Source organism: Serratia sp. K-E0102 (assembly GCF_029962625.1).
In the GTDB taxonomy this organism is placed as follows: domain Bacteria; phylum Pseudomonadota; class Gammaproteobacteria; order Enterobacterales; family Enterobacteriaceae; genus Serratia; species Serratia sarumanii.
In genome coordinates this window covers 4,806,018-4,826,391 of record NZ_CP124754.1, presented here as the reverse complement: position 1 = coordinate 4,826,391, position 20,374 = coordinate 4,806,018, and the positions used below count along the sequence as shown (strand labels likewise).

The 20,374-nt window shown below is 61.6% G+C and carries 15 protein-coding genes; 9 read left to right on the top strand and 6 right to left on the bottom strand.

Features of this window, described 5'->3' with window-relative positions; genetic code table 11:
- Positions 1–5: 5 nt before the first annotated feature.
- Positions 6–917 (bottom strand): GntR family transcriptional regulator YhfZ, encoded by a 912-nt coding sequence (gene yhfZ, locus SSARUM2_RS22885; RefSeq protein WP_041037045.1) that lies wholly within the window; start codon positions 915–917, stop codon positions 6–8.
- A 224-nt stretch (positions 918–1,141) separates the two neighbouring features.
- Here yhfZ and gntR point away from each other — a divergent pair, with 224 nt between their 5' ends.
- The 3 genes from gntR (at position 1,142) to gntK (ending at position 4,423) form a co-directional block, all read left to right on the top strand.
- Entirely contained in the window at positions 1,142–2,137 is a 996-nt protein-coding gene (gntR, locus tag SSARUM2_RS22880) for a gluconate operon transcriptional repressor GntR (protein WP_004930833.1), read from the top strand.
- Between the two features lie 340 nt (positions 2,138–2,477).
- The gene (gntT, locus tag SSARUM2_RS22875; protein WP_033636339.1) at positions 2,478–3,794 is read left to right on the top strand and encodes a gluconate transporter; all 1,317 of its coding nucleotides are present in this window, start codon (positions 2,478–2,480) and stop codon (positions 3,792–3,794) included.
- Between the two features lie 101 nt (positions 3,795–3,895).
- A complete protein-coding gene (gene gntK / locus SSARUM2_RS22870) occupies positions 3,896–4,423 on the top strand; it encodes a gluconokinase (protein WP_033636338.1) in 528 nt (175 codons plus the stop codon).
- 30 nt (positions 4,424–4,453) lie between these two features.
- On the opposite strand, the gene SSARUM2_RS22865 is transcribed toward gntK, so the two are convergent.
- Complete coding sequence (locus tag SSARUM2_RS22865; RefSeq protein ID WP_060431488.1) at positions 4,454–5,047, bottom strand: YhgN family NAAT transporter; 594 nt, start codon at positions 5,045–5,047, stop codon at positions 4,454–4,456.
- Positions 5,048–5,240: 193 nt separating this feature from the next.
- On the opposite strand from SSARUM2_RS22865, the gene asd reads away from it, so the two are divergent.
- From asd to glgP, 6 genes are all read left to right on the top strand, one after another.
- Entirely contained in the window at positions 5,241–6,344 is a 1,104-nt protein-coding gene (gene asd, locus SSARUM2_RS22860) for an aspartate-semialdehyde dehydrogenase (RefSeq protein WP_033636337.1), read from the top strand.
- A gap of 442 nt (positions 6,345–6,786) precedes the next feature.
- A complete protein-coding gene (gene glgB / locus SSARUM2_RS22855; RefSeq protein ID WP_033649349.1) occupies positions 6,787–8,973 on the top strand; it encodes a 1,4-alpha-glucan branching protein GlgB in 2,187 nt (728 codons plus the stop codon).
- Positions 8,970–10,952, top strand: a complete 1,983-nt coding sequence (gene glgX, locus SSARUM2_RS22850; protein WP_039569110.1) for a glycogen debranching protein GlgX — start codon at positions 8,970–8,972, stop codon at positions 10,950–10,952. The genes glgB and glgX overlap by 4 nt, the downstream gene beginning before the upstream one ends.
- Before the next feature lie 15 nt (positions 10,953–10,967).
- The gene (glgC, locus tag SSARUM2_RS22845; RefSeq protein WP_019455185.1) at positions 10,968–12,245 is read left to right on the top strand and encodes a glucose-1-phosphate adenylyltransferase; all 1,278 of its coding nucleotides are present in this window, start codon (positions 10,968–10,970) and stop codon (positions 12,243–12,245) included.
- A 135-nt stretch (positions 12,246–12,380) separates the two neighbouring features.
- Positions 12,381–13,811: a glycogen synthase GlgA gene (gene glgA / locus SSARUM2_RS22840; RefSeq protein ID WP_033636333.1), complete on the top strand. Its 1,431-nt coding sequence runs from the start codon at positions 12,381–12,383 to the stop codon at positions 13,809–13,811.
- 141 nt (positions 13,812–13,952) lie between these two features.
- The gene (gene glgP, locus SSARUM2_RS22835) at positions 13,953–16,400 is read left to right on the top strand and encodes a glycogen phosphorylase (RefSeq protein WP_033636332.1); all 2,448 of its coding nucleotides are present in this window, start codon (positions 13,953–13,955) and stop codon (positions 16,398–16,400) included.
- 63 nt (positions 16,401–16,463) lie between these two features.
- On the opposite strand, the gene glpD is transcribed toward glgP, so the two are convergent.
- The 4 genes from glpD to glpE all read right to left on the bottom strand — a co-directional run bounded on the left by glpD (position 16,464) and on the right by glpE (position 20,363).
- Positions 16,464–17,972: a glycerol-3-phosphate dehydrogenase gene (gene glpD, locus SSARUM2_RS22830; RefSeq protein WP_033654445.1), complete on the bottom strand. Its 1,509-nt coding sequence runs from the start codon at positions 17,970–17,972 to the stop codon at positions 16,464–16,466.
- A gap of 247 nt (positions 17,973–18,219) precedes the next feature.
- Positions 18,220–18,978, bottom strand: coding sequence for a DeoR/GlpR family transcriptional regulator (locus SSARUM2_RS22825; RefSeq protein ID WP_004930797.1), 759 nt, complete (start codon positions 18,976–18,978; stop codon positions 18,220–18,222).
- A 50-nt stretch (positions 18,979–19,028) separates the two neighbouring features.
- On the bottom strand, positions 19,029–19,865 hold the full coding sequence (glpG, locus tag SSARUM2_RS22820) for a rhomboid family intramembrane serine protease GlpG (RefSeq protein WP_039569119.1): 837 nt from the start codon (positions 19,863–19,865) through the stop codon (positions 19,029–19,031).
- A gap of 171 nt (positions 19,866–20,036) precedes the next feature.
- Positions 20,037–20,363 carry a thiosulfate sulfurtransferase GlpE gene (gene glpE / locus SSARUM2_RS22815; protein WP_019455180.1) on the bottom strand — a complete coding sequence of 109 codons (327 nt, stop codon included), beginning with the start codon at positions 20,361–20,363 and terminating at the stop codon, positions 20,037–20,039.
- Between the last annotated feature and the right edge of the window lie 11 nt (positions 20,364–20,374).

Genomic DNA, 20,374 nt, shown 5'->3' with positions numbered 1-20,374 from the left:
CTCCTTCAATAGCTGGGCTCAATCTCTTCTGACACCACGGCGCGCTGATGCTGGCGAACCCGATGCGTATCGACAAAAGTATCCAGCAGTTTCCCGGTGCTTCGGTCATCGCTGCGGATTAAAATGGTAGCTTCCGTCGCCAGCACGACGCGTTGATCCCCTTCCAGGGGCACGGCCTCCAGCCCGTAGCGAGCCAACACCTGGCGGTTCTCGACGTTCCAGACGACGGCATCGATGGTGCCGTTTTCGAGCCGGCTCAGGCAGTCGTGGTAAGGAATTTCCACCCGTGCGACCGCCGCCGGGTCATAAATCATATCCGTCAGCAGCTTTTGGTCCATCGAACGGCAGTCCACGCCGACTCTGCGCACCGCGCCGTGATCCCCGCGGCGGCGAATGATTTGATGCGATACCCAAGAATGCTCTCCAAGCGTCGCCGCGATCTTCACTCCGTTTTCCGGCCGGCTTACATACTCTTCGGCGGCCAGACGCGAGACGACCGCCAGGTCATAAATGCCATTGCGCAAACATTCCACGCGAATATCCGCTCCCCGCATATGTGCGAAGTAGAACGGTACGTCGGAAAACTCGCGCTTCAATCCGCTGGCGAGTCCCTCGTACTCGCGGGTATAGGGTAACGGCATGGCGCAAACAACGCGGGAAATGTTGGCGTAATCCAGCAGCGACCTATAGTCCACATGGGTTAAGAAGCTGCCGTTGCGCCCGCTGCGTTGTACGGTTATGCAGCCTGCGTTTTCCAGTGTCTTGAGCGCCGCCTGCATCAAACCGATGGACAGGGCGTTGTCGCGGGCCAGTTCGCCAATCGTTTTTAATCGCTCCCCCGATTGGCATCCCAGCAAGTACATCGCCAGACAGCTCAGCGATAACCCTTCTTTTTTTATAAATTGACTGCGGCTCATTTAAATATTCATTTAAGTGAAGATTTATGTCAGGGATACACCAAAAGCGTGGAGAGATCCAAAAATTACGGCGAATGTGTGATGAAGTGCACGTAGCGGTTATCGGTTTCCGCTTGGCGCGGAGAATCTGTGAGTTCTGTTGGCCGTCGCATAACCGACAATATCGGCCCGCCGTTTTTTTTGCTAAAATGACTGCCCATTCACGGTTAGTCAGTTCATTGATAATGAAGAAAAAACGGCCGGTACTCCAGGATGTGGCGGACAAGGTGGGCGTGACCAAGATGACGGTGAGCCGTTATCTGCGCAATCCCGACCAGGTTTCTGCCGCCCTGCAGCAAAAAATCGCCGTCGCGCTGGATGAGCTGGGTTACATCCCCAACCGCGCGCCGGACATCCTCTCCAACGCCACCAGCCGGGCGATTGGCGTGCTGTTGCCGTCGCTGACCAACCAGGTGTTCGCCGAAGTGCTGCGCGGCATCGAAAGCGTCACCGACGCGCACAACTACCAGACCATGCTGGCGCACTATGGCTACCTGCCGGAGCGTGAAGAAGAGCGTCTGACCTCGCTGCTTTCTTACAATATCGACGGCCTGATCCTGTCTGAACGCCATCACACGCCACGCACCCTGAAAATGATCGAGGTGGCGGGCATTCCGGTGGTGGAGCTGATGGACTGCGTCTCGCCGTGCATCGATCTGGCGGTGGGCTTCAACAACTTCGAGGCGGCGCGCCAGATGACCCAGCAGATCATCGCGCACGGCCACCGTCACGTGGTCTATTTCGGCGCCCGACAGGATGAACGTACCATCATCAAACAGCAGGGGTATGAGCAGGCGATGCGCGAATCCGGCCTGGAGCCGTACAGCATCATGACCGCACGCTCTTCCTCCTATTCCGCCGGCGGCGAGCTGCTGCGCCAGGCGCAGCGCGACTACCCGCAGATCGACAGTATCTTCTGCACCAACGATGACCTGGCGATCGGCGCGGCCTTCGAGTGCCAGCGGCAGGGGCTGTCGATCCCGCAGGACATGGCGATCGCCGGTTTCCACGGCCATGATATCGGCCAGGTGATGGTGCCGAAGTTGGCCAGCGTGCTGACGCCGCGCGAACGCATGGGGCAGATCGGCGCCGAGCGCTTGCTGGCTCGGCTGCGCGGCGAAACGGTGTGCCCGCGCATGGTGGACGTCGGTTTCACCGTGATCCCCGGCGGCAGTATCTGAGCCATTTTAACGTTCTGTTTTAACACCCTTTCTTTTTGCAGCGCGCCCTGAGGCGCGCGGGTTATCCCGCCTGTAAGCCCGCCGCTCGTTGCCGGCATAAGTTTGATCTCTGTCCCAGAACGCGAATTTTAGCCGCTTACCCGGTTCCGGCGCTCATGTTGTTACCGGTATCATGATACCGGTAACAACGAGTGTGCGGTCATCTTGCTGCAAGACTGAACCTCTGACTCAACAACACCTACAGCTCTTCTTAAACACCGGGAAAGAGCCTAAAAATAAAACAACCGCACGCTTTACGCCTATCGTAAAGAGAGTCGCGATAAAAGGTTGGAGAAAAATTATGCCATTAGTGATTGTTGCAGGCGGCGTAGCGCTGCTGCTGCTGCTGATGATCCGCTTCAAGCTGAACGGCTTTATCTCTCTGGTGCTGGTTGCCCTGGCGGTCGGGATCGCACAGGGCATGCCGGTCGATAAAGTCATCGGCTCCATCAAGGCCGGCGTGGGCGGCACGTTGGGCAGCCTGGCGCTGATCATGGGCTTCGGCGCCATGCTCGGCAAACTGCTGGCGGACTGCGGCGGCGCGCAGCGCATCGCCACCACGCTGATCGACAAGTTCGGCAGAAAACACATTCAATGGGCGGTGGTGCTGACCGGCTTCACCGTCGGCTTCGCGCTGTTCTACGAAGTGGGCTTCGTGCTGCTGCTGCCGCTGGTGTTCACCATCGCCGCCTCCGCGCGCATCCCGCTGCTGTACGTCGGCGTGCCGATGGCCGCCGCGCTGTCGGTGACCCACGGCTTCCTGCCGCCGCACCCGGGCCCGACCGCCATCGCCACCATCTTCCATGCCGATATGGGTAAAACCCTGCTGTACGGCACGCTGCTGGCGATCCCGACGGTGATCCTGGCCGGCCCGGTTTATGCCCGCTTCCTGAAAGGCATCGACAAGCCGGTGCCGGAAGGCCTGTACAACCCGAAAACCTTTACCGAAGCGGAGATGCCGAGCTTTGGCGTCAGCGTCGCCACGTCGCTGGTGCCGGTGATCCTGATGGCGCTGCGCGCGGTCGCTGAAATGGTGTTGCCGAAGGGCCACAGCCTGCTGCGTTTCGCCGAGTTCTTCGGCGACCCGGTGATGGCGACCCTGATCGCCGTGCTGATCGCTATCTTCACCTTCGGCCTGAACCGCGGCCGCACCATGGATGAAGTGATGGGCACCATCACCGATTCGATTAAAATCATCGCCATGATGCTGTTGATCATCGGCGGCGGCGGCGCCTTCAAGCAGGTGCTGGTGGACAGCGGCGTCGAGCAGTACATCGCCGGCCTGATGGAAGGCAGCAACGTTTCGCCGATTCTGATGGCCTGGTCGATCGCCGCCGCGCTGCGTCTGGCGCTGGGTTCCGCCACCGTGGCGGCGATCACCGCCGGCGGCATCGTCGCCCCGCTGATCGCCACCACCGGCGTCAGCCCTGAGCTGATGGTGATTGCGGTCGGTTCCGGCAGCGTTATCTTCTCGCACGTTAACGATCCGGGCTTCTGGCTGTTCAAGGAGTACTTCAACCTGAGCATCATGGAAACCATCAAATCCTGGTCGGTGCTGGAAACCATCATCTCGGTGTGCGGCCTGGTGGGCTGCCTGCTGCTGGCGACGGTCGTATAATCTTTATCCGACGCCCTGCGGGGCGTCGGCGTTCCAGAGTATCTTTATCAGTCGGGACGCATTTGGCGCGCTCGCGCCAGTTCCCATAAGGGCATGACACAATGAGTAATCCGCAGAATCACGTATTTATCCTGATGGGCGTATCCGGCAGCGGCAAATCCGCCGTAGCCAGCGCCGTCGCCCACGAGGCCGATGCCGCCATGCTGGACGGCGATTACCTGCACCCGCGCGCCAACATCAACAAAATGGCCGCCGGGCACGCGCTGGACGACAACGATCGCGCCCCGTGGCTGGCGGCCTTGAACGACGCCATCTTCGCCATGCAACGCACCAATCCGGTGTCGCTGCTGGTGTGTTCGGCGCTGAAAAAAAGCTATCGCGACCGCCTGCGCGAAGGCAATCGCAACCTGCATTTCCTCTACCTGAAAGGGGACAAGACGGTGATTGAGGAGCGCCTGAAACAGCGCAAGGGCCACTTCTTCAAACCGCAGATGCTGGTTTCGCAGTTCGCCACGCTGGAAGAGCCGGGCGAGCAGGAGCCGGATGTGCAGGCGATCGACATCAACCAGCCGCTGGACGGCGTGGTCGCTGACACGCTCGCCTGCATCAACCGCATCACCGCCCGCTGAGCGCGGGCCGTCGTCGGCGCCGCCAGGCGCCTACAGCTTCATGTAAGCCCGTATGCCGTCCAGGAACATCTGGGTCGACAGCATCACCAGAATCAGCCCCATCAACCGTTCCAGCGCGCTGACGCCTTTGCTGCCCAGCAGGCGCAGGAACAGGTTCGACATCAGCAAAATGGCCGCAGAGAGGCCCCAGGCGATCAACAGCGCCGCCACCAGATGGGGCAGCTGATGCGGATACTGGTGCGACAGCAGCATCAGCGCCGCCAGAATCGACGGCCCGGCCACCAGCGGGATCGCCAGCGGCACCAGGAACGGCTCTTCGCCGGCGGACAGCCCCGAGCTGTTGCCTTCCTGAGACGGGAAAATCATCTTGATGGCGATCAGAAACAGAATGATGCCGCCGGAAATGGAGACGGTTTCGGTGCGCAGGTTGAGGAACGCCAGAATTTTCTCGCCGGCGAACAGGAAGATCAGCATCAGCAGCAGGGCGATCAGCAGCTCGCGGATCAGCACTACCCGGCGGCGGCGCGGTTCCAGATGCTTGAGCACCGACATGAAAATCGGCAGGTTGCCCAGCGGATCCATAATTAAAAACAGCAATACCGTAGCGGAAATCATCTCTGTCATGGTGACCTCGTGATCGGGAAAACGCCTCGGCCTTTCCGGCCGCGTCCTTGCCTATAAGAAGGATTGCTGAGAAATCCCCAGCCATCGAATAAATTCACTTTGCGCCCGCGCCGACATTTTGTAAGGTGAGGAGATATTGCACACAACTCGTTATCACCTACATAAGCCCTTATCCGGGCGGGACACAGATATTATGAAAAACGTTGGTTTCATCGGTTGGCGCGGAATGGTCGGCTCGGTTCTCATGCAACGCATGACGGAAGAGCGCGATTTCGACGCCATTCGCCCGGTCTTCTTCTCCACCTCGCAGCACGGTTCCGCCGCGCCGGCCTTCGGCGGCCAGCAGGGCACGCTGCAGGATGCGTATGATATCGACGCGCTGAGCGCGCTCGATATCATTATTACCTGTCAGGGCGGCGATTATACCAACGAAGTTTATCCTAAGCTGCGCGCCAGCGGTTGGCAGGGGTACTGGATCGACGCGGCCTCTTCGCTGCGCATGCAGGACGACGCCATCATCATCCTGGATCCGGTCAACCACGCGGTGATTCAGCAGGGCCTGGACAACGGCATCAAAACCTTCGTCGGCGGCAACTGCACCGTCAGCCTGATGCTGATGTCGCTCGGCGGCCTGTTCGCCAACGATCTGGTGGAGTGGGCGTCGGTCGCCACTTATCAGGCGGCCTCCGGCGGCGGCGCGCGCCACATGCGCGAACTGCTGACCCAGATGGGCATGCTGCATGCCGACGTGGCGAAAGAGCTGCAGGATCCGGCTTCCGCCATTCTGGATATCGAGCGCAAGGTGACCGAGGCCACCCGCAGCGGCAAACTGCCGACCGATAACTTCGGCGTGCCGCTGGCCGGCAGCCTGATCCCGTGGATCGACAAGCAGCTCGACAACGGCCAGAGCCGCGAAGAGTGGAAAGGCCAGGCGGAAACCAACAAGATTCTGAACACCGGCAGCGTGATCCCGGTCGATGGTCTGTGCGTGCGCGTCGGCGCGCTGCGCTGCCACAGCCAGGCGTTCACCCTGAAGCTGAAAAAAGACGTGTCGCTGCCGGAAATCGAGCAGATGCTGGCGACGCACAACGACTGGGTGCGCGTGATCCCGAACGACCGTGAGCTGACCATGCGCGAACTGACGCCGGCGGCGGTGACCGGCACGCTGAATACGCCGGTCGGCCGTCTGCGCAAGCTGAATATGGGGCCGGAGTACCTGTCGGCGTTCACCGTGGGCGACCAGCTGCTGTGGGGCGCGGCCGAGCCGCTGCGCCGCATGCTGCGTATTCTGCTGTAAACCCGCACTTCCTGGGGGCTGGCTACTTTCAGCCCCCTAAAGCCTTATTTTCCGCTTTTTTGTTTGCCGCGTCCGCGTCGGGCAACGTCATCGCAAGCCCTGCTTCAATGAGCTGTACCCCGCATATCTCCTCGTCGGCCGCCGCATGCCGGCGCCGCCAGGCTGGCAGTTTTCTTAATGAAGAATTTTCCTGAGCAATGCTGAGCAGTTTTTAACAGACATTGGCTATGCTTAACGCATGGGCGAACAATTTTTCACCATGACTGAAATATTTCTAAAAATAAGCATAAAGAGCGAAATTCAGGTCGGCAGAGTAAAGATTGGTCAATAACCGACCGCAATCACGCTTTGGATACCGAATGCATTGCATGATGACCAAAACGGCCAAGGAATAACCAACAAGCCGTGCTTAGATCATGCTGTTAATCTAAGGAAGAAGACTATGCCTGTACTTCCCGATCGTGACGTGATTGATCAGATCATCTCCGGCCATTACGCCGACCCCTTTGCTCTGCTTGGCATGCATGCGACCGATAACGGTCTGCAGGTGCGCGCGCTGCTGCCGGACGCTGGCGCAGTCTGGCTGGTGGAACAGCAAACCGGCCGGCGGCTGGTGCAGTTGAACTGCGACGATCCGCGCGGCTTCTTCAGCGCCGTGGTGCCGCGGCGCAAAAATCCTTTCCGCTATCAGCTGCAGGTCAGCTGGCGCGATCATCAACAGACCATCGACGATCCCTATCGGTTCGGCCCGCTGCTGCAGGACATCGACAGCTGGCTATTGGCCGAGGGCACGCACCTGCGCCCCTATGAACGCCTGGGGGCTCACCTCGCCACGTTGGATGACGTCGACGGCGTCAGCTTTGCCGTTTGGGCGCCCAACGCCCAGCGCGTCTCGGTGGTGGGGGAGTTCAACTTCTGGGACGGCCGCCGCCATCCGATGCGTCTGCGGCGTGAAAACGGCATCTGGGAGCTGTTCCTGCCCGGCGTGCGGGCCGGCCAGCTGTACAAATATGAAATCGTCGATTGCTACGGCAATACCCAGTTGAAAGCCGATCCTTACGCCTTCGAGGCGCAGATGCGCCCGGACACCGCCTCGCTGGTGGCGCCGCTGCCGGAGGTGGTGCCGTCGACGCAGGCGCGCCGCCGCGCCAACGATTTTGACCAGCCGATCGCCATCTACGAGGTGCATCTCGGCTCATGGCGCCGCCACACCGACAACCATTTCTGGCTCAGCTACGGCGAGCTGGCGGTGCAGCTTATCGACTATGTGAAGGACATGGGATTTACCCATATCGAGCTGCTGCCGATCAACGAGCACCCGTTCGACGGCAGCTGGGGCTACCAGCCGCTGGGGCTGTATGCACCGACCCGGCGCTTCGGCACGCCGGCCGATTTCCGGGCGTTCGTGGCGGCGGCGCATGAGGCGGGCATCAACGTGATCCTCGATTGGGTGCCGGGGCATTTCCCGAGCGACGCCTACGGCCTGGCGAATTTTGACGGCACCGCGCTGTATGAATACGCCGATCCGCGCGAAGGCTACCACCAGGACTGGAATACGCTGATCTACAACTACGGCCGCCACGAGGTGCGCAACTACCTGGCGGGCAACGCGCTGTATTGGCTGGAGCGCTTCGGTATCGACGCGCTGCGGGTCGATGCGGTGGCGTCGATGATCTATCGCGACTACAGCCGCGCCGACGGCGAGTGGGTGCCGAATTACTACGGCGGCAACGAGAACCTGGAGGCGATCGCCTTCCTGCGTTATACCAACCAGACTATCGGCCAGGCGCAGCCGGGCGCGGTGACATTGGCGGAGGAGTCCACCGACTATCCCGGCGTCACCCTGCCGCCGGACGCCAACGGCCTGGGGTTCCACTACAAGTGGAACCTCGGCTGGATGCACGACACGCTCAATTACATGAAGTGCGATCCGGTGCACCGCAAGTATCACCACAACCAGATGACCTTCGGCATGCTGTACGCATACACCGAGAACTTCGTGTTGCCTATCTCGCACGATGAAGTGGTGCACGGCAAAAAATCGATCCTCGACCGCATGCCGGGCGACGCCTGGCAAAAGTTCGCCAACCTGCGCGCCTACTACGGGTTTATGTGGGCGCATCCGGGCAAAAAGCTGCTGTTTATGGGCTGCGAGTTCGCGCAGGGGCGCGAGTGGAATTTCGATACCAGCCTCGACTGGCATTTGCTGGAAGGGCTGGATAACTGGCACAACGGCGTGCAGCGGCTGGTGCGCGATCTGAACCACTGCTACCGGCAGCAGGCGCCGCTGTACGAGCGCGACTACCGCCCGGACGGCTTCGAGTGGCTGGTGGTCGACGATCACGACAACTCGGTGTTCGCGTTCGCGCGCTACGATTCGCAGGGCAATGAGCTGATCGCCATCAGCAACTTTACCCCGGTGCCGCGCTACCGCTACCGCATCGGCCTCTCACGCGCCGGCGACTATCGCGAGATCCTCAATACCGATTCGCACCACTATCACGGCAGCAACGCCGGCAATCAGGGGCGGGTCTCTTCCGAAGCGGTCGGTAGCCATGGCCGCGACTTTTCCATCTGCGTGACGCTGCCGCCGCTGGCGACCATTTATCTGCTGCGGGAGGCGCCATGACGGAGCTGACGGCCGGCCTCGCCGCGCCGCTGGGCGCCCATTACGACGGCGAAGGCATCAACTTTACCCTGTACTCGGCGCACGCCGAGCGGGTGGAGCTGTGCCTGTTCGACGGCCAGCAGCGCGAAGTGCGCCTGCCGCTGCCGGCGCGCAGCGGCGATATCTGGCATGGCTACTTGCCGGGCGGCAGACCGGGGCAACGTTACGGTTACCGGGTCTACGGCCCGTTCGACCCGGCGAACGGGCAGCGTTTCAACCCCAACAAGCTGGCGCTCGATCCGGCCGCGCGCGCGGTGGAGGGGCCGGTGGCGGATCACCCGCACCTGCACGGCGGTTACGAACAGCCTGATCCGCACGACAGCGCCGAGCTGATGCCGAAATGCGTGGTGGTGGACGAACAGTACGACTGGCAGGACGATCGCCCGCCCGCCACGCCCTGGGGGCAGACGGTGATTTACGAAGCGCACGTGCGCGGCCTGACGCTGCTGCACCCGAAGATCCCGCCGGCGCTGCGCGGCAGTTTCGCCGCGCTGGGGCACCCGGTGATGATCGCCCACTTCAAACGCCTCGGCATCACCGCGCTGGAACTGCTGCCGGTGCAGCAACATACCTCCGAACCGCGGCTGCAGCGGCTGGGGCTGATCAACTACTGGGGCTATAACGTGCTGGCGCCCTATGCGCCGGACAACCGCTACGCCAGCCTGAGCACCGACGGCACGCCGCTGAACGAATTTCGCGATGCGGTCAAGGCGCTGCACCAAGCCGGCATTGAGGTGATCCTCGACGTGGTGTTCAACCACAGCGCCGAGCTGGACAGGGACGGGCCGATGCTGTCGCTGAGCGGCATCGATAACCAGAGCTACTACTGGCTGACGCCGGAAGGGGACTACGTCAACGACACCGGCTGCGGCAACACCCTGCGATTGGATCAGCCGCAGGGCGTGGCTTGGGTGATGGATTGCCTGCGTTTTTGGGTACGGGAGTGCCACGTCGACGGTTTCCGCTTCGATCTGGGCAGCGTGCTCGGCCGCACGCCGGGGTTCGATCGCGATGCGCCGCTGTTCCAGGCGATGCTGGCGGACGATGTGCTGTCGCGCTGCAAGCTGATCGCCGAACCCTGGGACGTTGGCCCCGGCGGCTATCAGGTGGGGGCGTTCCCCGGCCGCTTCGCCGAATGGAACGACCATTATCGCGACGACATGCGCCGTTTCTGGCTGCAGAGCGGCGTGTCGCTCGGCCAGTTCGCCCGGCGTTTCGCCGCCTCCAGCGATCTGTACAACCAGCGCGGGCGGGCGCCTTACGCCACCGTCAACATGCTGACCGCCCATGACGGTTTTACCCTGCAGGACGTGGTCAGCTTCAACGAGAAACACAACCAGCCGAACGGCGAAGGCAACCGTGACGGCAGCGATCGCAATTTCAGCAACAACCACGGCGTGGAAGGCCTGGTCGCCGACAACGCCATTGTGCAACGCCGTAGGGCCAGCCAGCGGGCGATGCTCGCCACGCTGTTGCTGTCCCAGGGAACGCCGATGCTGCTGGCCGGCGATGAACAGGGACATAGCCAGCAGGGGAACAACAACGCCTATTGTCAGGACAACGCCATCACCTGGCTCGATTGGGCCACGGCGGATGACGCGTTGACCGATTACGTCGCGGCGCTGATCGCGCTGCGCCGCCAGATCCCCGCGTTGCAACAGGACCGCTGGTGGCAGCAGGACGACGGCAGCGTGCAGTGGCTGAACGCGCAAGGGCAGCCGCTCGACGCGCAGCAGTGGGAGCAAGGCGATCTGCTCATGCAGATCCTGCTGTCGCAGCGCTGGCTGCTGCTGGTCAACGCCACGCCGCAAACGGTGGAGATGAGGTTGCCGGAAGGCGATTGGCAGGTTGTCGCCCCGTTCACTCAGGAAGACTCACGGGCGGTGTTACCCGCCTGGCACCAGGCCGCGCGCTCGCTTTGCGTTCTGGTACGGAAATAATAAAAGGAGTCCGCTATGGTTAGGTTTGAAAATAAAGACCCCCTGATGTTGGCGCGCCAGCTGCCGATTAAATCCGTAGCGCTGATCCTGGCCGGCGGCCGCGGCTCGCGCCTGAAAGATTTGACCTCCACCCGCGCCAAGCCCGCCGTCCACTTTGGCGGCAAGTTCCGCATCATCGATTTCGCCCTGTCGAACTGCCTGAACTCCGGCATTCGCCGCATCGGCGTGATCACCCAATACCAGTCGCACACGCTGGTGCAGCACATTCAGCGCGGCTGGTCGTTTCTCAACGAGGAAATGAACGAGTTCGTCGATCTGCTGCCGGCCCAGCAGCGCCTCAGCACCGAGCATTGGTACAAAGGCACCGCCGACGCGGTGTATCAGAACCTGGACATCATCCGCCGCTATGAGGCCGAATACGTGGTGATCCTGGCGGGCGACCATATCTACAAGATGGATTACTCGCGCATGCTGATAGACCACGTCGAGAAGGGCGCCCAGTGCACCGTGGCCTGCCTGCCGGTGCCGCGCAGCGAAGCCAGCGAATTCGGCGTAATGAAGGTGGATGAAAGCGACCGCATCATCGAGTTTCTGGAAAAGCCCGCCGATCCGCCGGCGATGCCGGGCAACCCGGATATGTCGCTGGCCAGCATGGGCATCTATATTTTTAATGCCGCCTACCTGTTCCAGCTGCTGGAAGAGGATATGTCGACCCCCGGCTCCAGCCACGATTTCGGCAAGGATCTGATCCCGAAAATCACCGCGCAGCAGGCGGCGTGGGCGCATCCGTTTACCTTGTCCTGCGTGACCTCCAACCCCGATCTGCCGCCGTACTGGCGCGATGTGGGCACGCTGGACGCCTACTGGCGCGCCAACCTCGATCTGGCGTCGGTGACGCCGGAGCTGGACATGTACGACCGCGCCTGGCCGATCCGCACCCACATGGAGCCGCTGCCGCCGGCCAAGTTCGTGCAGGATCGCTCCGGCAGCCACGGCATGACCATGAACTCGCTGGTGTCCGGCGGCTGTATCGTCTCGGGCTCGGTGGTGGTGCATTCGGTGCTGTTCCCGCGCGTGCGAGTGAACTCGTTCTGCACCATCGACTCTACCGTATTGTTGCCGGACGTGAACGTCGGCCGTTCCTGCCGCCTGCGGCGCTGCATCATCGACCGCGCCTGCCACATTCCGGAAGGCATGGTGATCGGGGAAAACGCCGATGAGGACAGCAAGCGCTTTTATCGCTCGGAAGGCGGCATCGTGCTGGTGACGCGCGAAATGTTGTCAAAATTGTGAGTTAACGTGGGCGGCAGAACGATAGCCTGCCGCCTGATGAACGGTTCGATGGCTTGCGCAACGCGGCACGCATAACAGCGGCAAGCCTGCTTTATTTCTTATCCAGAGGCCTTCGGCCGACTTTCAGGAGTGATAATGCAGGTCTTACACGTATGTTCTGAAATGTTCCCCCTGCTGAAAACGGGCGGACTCGCAGACGTGGTTGGCGCGCTGCCGGCGGCGCAAATCGCCGAAGGCGCCGATGTTCGGGTGCTATTGCCCGCTTTCCCTGACGTACGCAACGGCATCCCCGACACCTCGCTGGTGGCGGAAATCGACTCGTTCGCCGGCCGGGTCGGCCTGCGTTACGGCACCTACCATGGCGTGGGCATCTATCTCATCGATGCGCCCTGGCTGTATGACCGGCCGGGCAGCCCGTACCACGATCAGTCCATGTACGCCTATCCCGACAACCACCGCCGCTTTGCGCTGCTGGGCTGGATGGCCTGCGAGCTGGCCAAGGGGCTGGATCGCTACTGGCGGCCGCAGCTGGTGCATGCCCACGACTGGCACGCCGGCCTGAGCTGCGCCTATCTGGCCGCCAACGGCCACCCGGCGCGCTCGGTGTTTACGGTGCACAACCTGGCCTATCAAGGGCTGTTCTCTGCCCATCACGTGACCGAGCTGTGGCTGCCAGCGTCGTTTTACGATGTTTATGGCCTGGAGTTCTACGGCCAGATGTCGTTCCTCAAGGCCGGGCTGTTTTATGCCGACCACGTGACCGCCGTCAGCCCGACCTATGCGCGCGAGATCACCCGGCCGGAGTTCGGCTACGGCATGGAGGGGCTGCTGCAGGAGCGGCAGCGGCAGGGCAGGCTGAGCGGCATCCTCAACGGGGTGGACGACAACATTTGGGATCCGGCCCGCGACCCGCGGCTGAGCGCCCGCTACGACGCCGACGATCTGAAAAGCAAGGTCAAAAACAAGCTGCATCTGCAAAAGGCCATGGGGCTGAAGGTGGATGAATCGCTGCCGGTGTTCGCGGTGGTGAGCCGATTGACCAGCCAAAAAGGCCTGGATCTGGTGCTGCAGGCACTGCCTGAACTGCTGGCGCAGGGCGGGCAGCTGGCGCTGCTGGGTGCCGGCGATGCGGTGCTGCAACAGGCGTTTCTGGCCGCCGCCGCCGATTATCCCGAGCAGGTTGGGGTGCAGATCGGCTATCACGAATCCTTCTCCCACCGCATCATCGGCGGCGCCGACGTGATTCTGGTGCCGAGCCGCTTCGAGCCCTGCGGCCTGACGCAGCTCTACGGCCTGAAATACGGCACGCTGCCGCTGGTGCGCCGCACCGGCGGGCTGGCGGACACGGTGGTGGACTGCGCGCTGGAGAACCTAGCCGACGGCACCGCCAGCGGCTTCGTGTTCGACGATTGCGACGCCGTCGCGCTGGGCAACGCCATCCGCCGCGCCATGGTGCTGTGGAGCCGGCCGAAACACTGGCGCCACGTTCAGCGCCACGCCATGAGCGTGGACTTCGGCTGGCCGGTGGCGGCGAAAGAGTATTTATCGCTTTATCAACGTTTGTAGCCCGCGTTTCGCGTCTCGGGTTGACGCGCGGCGGGCAGCCGTTTGGGTTGATTGTCGGGGCGCGGCGTGCCGCGTCCATGTTCAGCGGAGCCCGCTATTCCGCGGCGAATGGCTGGGCTCCCTACAAGGGATTAAAAAGCCATGACTTCACCGTTTAGTTACACCTCACCTACGGTCAGTGTGGAAGCGCTGAAACACTCCATCGCCTATAAGCTGATGTTTATCGTCGGCAAGGATCCGGCCATCGCCAACCGGCACGACTGGCTGAACGCCGTGCTGTTCGCGGTGCGCGATCGCATGGTTGAACGCTGGCTGCGTTCCAACCGCGCCCAGCTGTCGCAGGACGTGCGGCAGGTGTATTACCTGTCGATGGAGTTTCTGATCGGCCGCACCCTGTCGAACGCGCTGCTGTCGATGGGCATCTATCAGGATATCGACAACGCGCTGAACGAAATGGGGTTGAGCCTGGGTGAACTGCTGGAAGAAGAGAACGACCCTGGCCTCGGCAACGGCGGTCTGGGCCGCCTGGCGGCCTGCTTCCTCGATTCGCTGGCGACGCTGGCGCTGCCGGGGCGCGGCTACGGCATTCGCTACGAGTACGGCATGTTCAAGCAGAATATCGTCAACGGCCAACAGATGGAGTCGCCGGACTACTGGCTGGAGTACGGCAATCCGTGGGAGTTTCCGCGCCACAACACCCGCTACAAGGTGCGCTTCGGCGGCCGCGTGCAGCAGGAGGGCGCCAAGGCGCGCTGGCTGGAGACCGAAGAGGTCGTGGCCATCGCCTACGATCAGGTGATCCCCGGTTTCGACACCGACGCCACCAACACCCTGCGGCTGTGGGGCGCGCAGGCCAGTAACGAGATCAACCTCGGCAAGTTCAACCAGGGCGATTATTTCGCCGCGGTGGAGGATAAAAACCACTCGGAGAACGTGTCGCGCGTGCTGTATCCGGACGACTCGACCTCCTCCGGGCGTGAGCTGCGGCTGCGGCAGGAGTATTTCCTGGTGTCGGCGACGGTGCAGGACATCCTCAACCGCCATTGGCTGATGCACAAAACCTTCGACAACCTGGCGGACAAGATCGCCATTCACCTCAACGACACTCACCCGGTCTTGTCGATTCCCGAGCTGATGCACCGGCTGATCGACGAGCACAAATTCAAGTGGCTCGACGCCTGGGAAGTGGTGGAGCAGGTGTTTTCTTACACCAACCACACGCTGATGAGCGAAGCGCTGGAGACCTGGCCGCTGGACATGATTGGCCGCATCTTGCCGCGCCACCTGCAGCTGATTTTCGAAATCAACGATCACTTCCTCAAGATGGTGCAGGAAGTGGCGCCGGGCGACAACGACCTGCTGGCGCGGGTCTCGATCATCGACGAAACCAACGGCCGCCGGGTGCGCATGGCGTGGCTGGCGGTGGTGGCCAGCCACAAGGTCAACGGCGTTTCCGCCCTGCATTCCGAGCTGATGGTGCAGTCGCTGTTCGCCGACTTCGCCCGGCTGTTCCCCAATCGTTTCTGCAACAAAACCAACGGGGTGACGCCGCGCCGTTGGCTGGCGCTGGCCAACCCGCCGCTGGCGGCGGTGCTGGACGACTGCATCGGCCAAACCTGGCGCACCGATCTCAGCCAACTGAGCGAGATCAAAGCCAACGTCGATTACCCGAGTTTCCTGCAGGCGGTGCAGCGCGCCAAGCGGCAGAACAAGGAGCGGCTGGCGCTGTACATCGCCAAAACGCTCAACGTGGTGGTCAACCCGGATGCGCTGTTCGACGTGCAGATCAAGCGCATCCACGAGTACAAACGGCAGCTGCTCAACGTGCTGCACGTCATCACGCTGTATAACCGTCTGCTGGACGATCCGGAGATCGAGCGCGTGCCGCGGGTGGTGATCTTCGCCGGCAAGGCGGCCTCGGCCTACTATGCCGCCAAACAGATCATCCGCTTGATCAACGACGTGGCCAAAGTGATCAACAACGATCCGCGCGTGCATACCCAGCTGAAGGTGGTGTTCATTCCGAACTACGGCGTCAGCCTGGCGCAGATCATTATCCCGGCGGCGGATCTGTCGGAACAGATCTCGCTGGCGGGCACCGAGGCCTCGGGCACCAGCAACATGAAGTTCGCGCTGAACGGCGCGCTGACCATCGGTACGCTGGACGGCGCCAACGTCGAGATGCGCGAGCACGTAGGGGAGGAGAATATCTTTATCTTCGGCAATACCGCCGAGCAGGTGGAGGAACTGCGCCGCAACGGTTACAACCCGCGCCAGTACTATGAGCAAGACCCGGAGCTGCATCAGGCGCTGACGCAGATCGCCACCGGCGTGTTCAGCCCGGAAGAGCCGAAACGCTATGGCAATTTGTTCGACTCGCTGGTCAACCTGGGCGATCACTACCAGCTGCTGGCGGATTACCGCAGCTACGTGGACACGCAGGACAAGGTGGACGAGGTGTATCTCAATCAGGACGAGTGGACGCGGCGCGCGGTGCTGAATATCGCCAACATGGGCTACTTCTCCTCCGATCGCACCATTCAGGAATATGCGGATGAAATCTGGCACATTCAGCCGGTGAAGCTGTAAAGCGTGCGAGGAAGAGCAAAGAAAAGGGCCGGATAACCGGCCCTTTCTTCGTTACGCTGCGGCTCAGGAAGCCAGAGACAGCGTTTTCGTTTTCGCGTGTTCCGCCAGCCAGGCTTTCACTCGCGCCTGCTGCGCTTCGTCCAGCCACATGCCCAGCTTGGTGCGGCGCCAGATGGCGTCGTCCAGCTCTACGACCCACTCTTTCTCGGTCAGGTAGCGCAGTTCGGCTTCATACAGACCGTGGCCGAAATCTTCGCCCAGATCGGCGAGGCCGTTGGCGCCGGCCAGGATCAGCTCGCTCTGGCTGCCGTAGGTGCGGGCATAGCGGCGCGCCAGCGCTTCCGGCAACCAGCCGTGGGCGCGGCGCAGTTTGGCCGCGTAGCCGTCGCGATCGCCGCCGATGTCACCGCCCGGCAGCGTGGCGTTTTTGGTCCACGCCGGGCCGCAGCCTGGGTAGTAGTGGGCCAGTTTTTCCATCGCGTGCTCGGCCAGCTTGCGGTAGGTGGTCAGCTTGCCGCCGAAGACCGACAGCAGCGGCGCCTTGCCTTGTTCGTCGTGCACGTCCAGCGTGTAATCGCGGGTGATCGCCTGCGGCGAATCGGATTCGTCGTCGCACAGCGGACGCACGCCGGAGTAAGTCCAGACGATGTCGTCGCGGCCCAGCTGCTTCTTGAAGTGATCGTTGTACACTTTCAGCAGATAAGCGATTTCGTTCTCGTCGATCTTCACGTCCTTCGGATCGCCTTTGTACTCCACGTCGGTGGTGCCGATGATGGAGAACTCGTCATTCCACGGGATCACGAACACGATGCGGTGGTCTTCGTTCTGCAGAATGTAAGACTGCGGCTGATCGTGTACGCGCGGCACCACGATGTGGCTGCCTTTGATCAGGCGGATGCCGTAAGGCGATTTCAGCTTCAGGCCGTCGTCGAAGAAGTTTTTCACCCACGGGCCGGTGGCGTTCACCAGGCCTTTGGCGCGCCAGGTGAAGGTTTTGCCGCTGTCGATATCGACCGCTTCCACCATCCACATGCCGTTTTCACGCCATGCGCGGGTCACTTTGGTGCGGGTGCGCACTTCGCCGCCGCGTTTTTCCACTTCCTGCGCGTTCAGCACCACCAGGCGAGCATCGTCGACCCAGCAGTCGGAATATTCGAAACCGCGCTTCAATTCAGGCTTCAGCACCGACTCTGGTCCAAAGCGCAAGCCCTTGCTGCCCGGCAGGCTGGTGCGTTTGCCCAGGTGATCGTACAGGAACAGGCCGATACGGATCATCCAGGCCGGGCGCAGGTGCGGCTGGTGCGGCAGGCGGAAACGCATTGGGAACGCGATGTGCGGCGCCAGCTTCAGCAGCACTTCACGTTCGGCCAGCGCTTCGCTCACCAAACGGAATTCGTAGTGTTCCAGGTAGCGCAGGCCACCGTGGATCAGTTTGGAACTGGCGGAAGACGTAGCACAGGCCAAGTCTTGCGCTTCCAGTAGCAGTACCGACAGCCCGCGCCCGGCAGCATCCGCCGCGATGCCGGCACCGTTGATGCCGCCACCGATAACGATCAAGTCTTTGGTTTCCACGTCATCTTCCTCCAGATGTTCGAAATAGCTCTTTCATGTTCGTTTTCGCTCATGATTGTAATCAAAAACCAACAAGCAAGCCAAGACTTAACCAAACAAAAACATTTAGGCGTGATAAAGGTAACAGTTTGGTGATGATAGGCACATAAATTATAAGGATATGGCGCGGGCGGGCAAACGGCTGTCGAAAAGGGGGCGTCGGGGGTGGGAAACGGGGCGGCGGCGCGCCCCGCGGATTAACGGCGGATCAGCACAGCTCCAGCTGCACGTCGTACTGCTCGATGATTTTCATCACGCTCGGCGGCGGCAGCTGGTCGGTAAACAGGTAGTCGATCAGGTTCATGTTGCCCAGGTTGACCATGGCGTTGCGGCCGAATTTGGAGTGGTCGGTGACCAGCATTACGCAGCGGGAATTTTCGATAATCGCGCGTTTGGTGCGCACTTCGTGATAGTCGAATTCGAGCAGCGAGCCGTCCATATCGATGCCGCTGATGCCGAGAATGCCGTAATCGAGGCGGAATTGAGAGATGAAGTCCAGGGTGGCTTCGCCCATGATGCCGCCGTCGCGGGTGCGCACTTCGCCGCCGGCCAGGATCAGACGGAAGTCTTCCTTGGCGGTCAGCAGGGTGGCGACGTTGAGGTTGTTGGTGACCACGCGCAGGTTCTTGTGGTTCATCAGCGCATGGGCCACCGCTTCCGGCGTGGTGCCGATATCGATGAACAGCGTGGCGCCGTCCGGGATCTGGCTGGCGACGCGCTGCGCGATGCGGGCCTTCTCTTCCGACCACATCACCTTGCGATCGTTATAGGCAGCGTTGACCGAGCTGGAAGGCAGCGCCGCGCCGCCGTGGTGACGCTGGATCTTGTTCTGGTCGGCCAGGTCATTCAAATCGCGGCGAATCGTTTGCGGGCTGACGTCAAAATGTTCGACCAGCTCTTCCGTGCTGACGTAACCCTGCAGGCGCACCAGCTCGATAATTGCGTCATGACGCTGTGTTTGCTTCACGATAATCCCCTAAAACGCCCGCTATGCCCGCTGGGCACAGCTCCCGGCTGTTATTGTTCGTTGTGTGCGCGATGGCGCGTATCCCAAAATGCCATCAATAACCCTAACACTAAACCGGCTACGTGTGCCGCGTTGGCGATCGACATTCCTAAAATATCGAAATATCCGGCCACCAGCCACAGCACCGAGAACGCCATCAGGCCGCGCGGCAGCATCAGGCCGCGCTCCGGCGCCCGTTCGCCCGTTAGCCACACATAGCCCATCAGCGCATAAACCACGCCCGACAGCCCGCCGAACAGCGCGCCGCTGAACAGCGATTGCGCCCAGCCGCTGAAGAAAGCCGACACCACCGCCAGCACGAACAGCTTGCCGGCGCCGAGGCGTTTTTCCATCTGGCCGCCGAGATACCACCACCACATCAGGTTAAACAGAATATGCAGCAGGGAGAAGTGCAGGAACGCATGGCTGACCCAGCGCCACAGCTGTGTGTATTGGCTGCTGTTTTGCGGCCAGGAGAGCCAGTACATCACGGTGTCGTCGCCCAGCGCCTGCATCAGAATATAGACCGCAATGCACAGCACCATCACGCCGAGCGTCAGCGGCCCGGCCTTGCTGCGCAGGGTGTGCAGATAGGATTCGCTCTGATAGTGCAGGCCGGCGTCGGTATGGCCGGTCTGCCAACTGGCGGCCTGATAACGGCGGTTGAGCGGATCGGTCAGAAACTGCTGCAGCTCGTGTTGCACCTGCTCGAGGTGAACGTCGTCGGCCAGCCAGATTTCCGCCGCCTCGCCGCTGTTGCGCAGCTCAAGCCGGATGCCCTGGGTCGCCATATAGTCGACAAAGGCCAGCGCCAGGCGCGGGTTGGATACGGCGATTACTCTAACCATTGCTCTTCCGTCGTAAGTGAATGATTTTGGCCGCGGCTTGCCCGCCGGCGACCCTGACGGCCGATTATAACGTCGAAATCCTGAGCGCTGGCAAACGGATCTGCGAAAAACCCGCGAAAACGCGCACAAAATCGAAGGGGAAGCCCGCCGACGCACGGCGGGCGGCGGGGATCAGGCAGAGGTTTCCACGTCTTGCGGATACTGGCGGGCCCAGGCCTCGAAGCCGCCGTCGATACTGTAGACCGCGTCGAACCCCTGGTGCAGCAGGTACTGCGCCGCGCTGCGGCTGCTGTTGCCGTGGTAGCACATCACCATTACCGGCCGCTCGAAGTCGTTTTGCTGCATAAAGGCCGACAGGGTGGCGTTGGTGAGGTGAAAGGCGCCCGGCGTATGCCCGGCTTCAAAACTTTGCGGATCGCGGATGTCGACCAGGGCGGCGCTGCCCTCTTTCCAGCGGGCGTACGCTTGCTCAACGTTGATCGCTTCGAACTGTTCCATACTGCTGACTG

Bases quoted from the DNA above. Each gene is read 5' to 3' on its own strand.
- yhfZ (WP_041037045.1), bottom strand. From the start codon at position 917: ATGAGCCGCAGTCAATTTATAAAAAAAGAAGGGTTATCGCTGAGCTGT.
- gntR (WP_004930833.1), top strand. From the start codon at position 1,142: ATGAAGAAAAAACGGCCGGTACTCCAGGATGTGGCGGACAAGGTGGGC.
- gntT (WP_033636339.1), top strand. From the start codon at position 2,478: ATGCCATTAGTGATTGTTGCAGGCGGCGTAGCGCTGCTGCTGCTGCTG.
- gntK (WP_033636338.1), top strand. From the start codon at position 3,896: ATGAGTAATCCGCAGAATCACGTATTTATCCTGATGGGCGTATCCGGC.
- SSARUM2_RS22865 (WP_060431488.1), bottom strand. From the start codon at position 5,047: ATGACAGAGATGATTTCCGCTACGGTATTGCTGTTTTTAATTATGGAT.
- asd (WP_033636337.1), top strand. From the start codon at position 5,241: ATGAAAAACGTTGGTTTCATCGGTTGGCGCGGAATGGTCGGCTCGGTT.
- glgB (WP_033649349.1), top strand. From the start codon at position 6,787: ATGCCTGTACTTCCCGATCGTGACGTGATTGATCAGATCATCTCCGGC.
- glgX (WP_039569110.1), top strand. From the start codon at position 8,970: ATGACGGAGCTGACGGCCGGCCTCGCCGCGCCGCTGGGCGCCCATTAC.
- glgC (WP_019455185.1), top strand. From the start codon at position 10,968: ATGGTTAGGTTTGAAAATAAAGACCCCCTGATGTTGGCGCGCCAGCTG.
- glgA (WP_033636333.1), top strand. From the start codon at position 12,381: ATGCAGGTCTTACACGTATGTTCTGAAATGTTCCCCCTGCTGAAAACG.
- glgP (WP_033636332.1), top strand. From the start codon at position 13,953: ATGACTTCACCGTTTAGTTACACCTCACCTACGGTCAGTGTGGAAGCG.
- glpG (WP_039569119.1), bottom strand. From the start codon at position 19,865: ATGGTTAGAGTAATCGCCGTATCCAACCCGCGCCTGGCGCTGGCCTTT.
- glpE (WP_019455180.1), bottom strand. From the start codon at position 20,363: ATGGAACAGTTCGAAGCGATCAACGTTGAGCAAGCGTACGCCCGCTGG.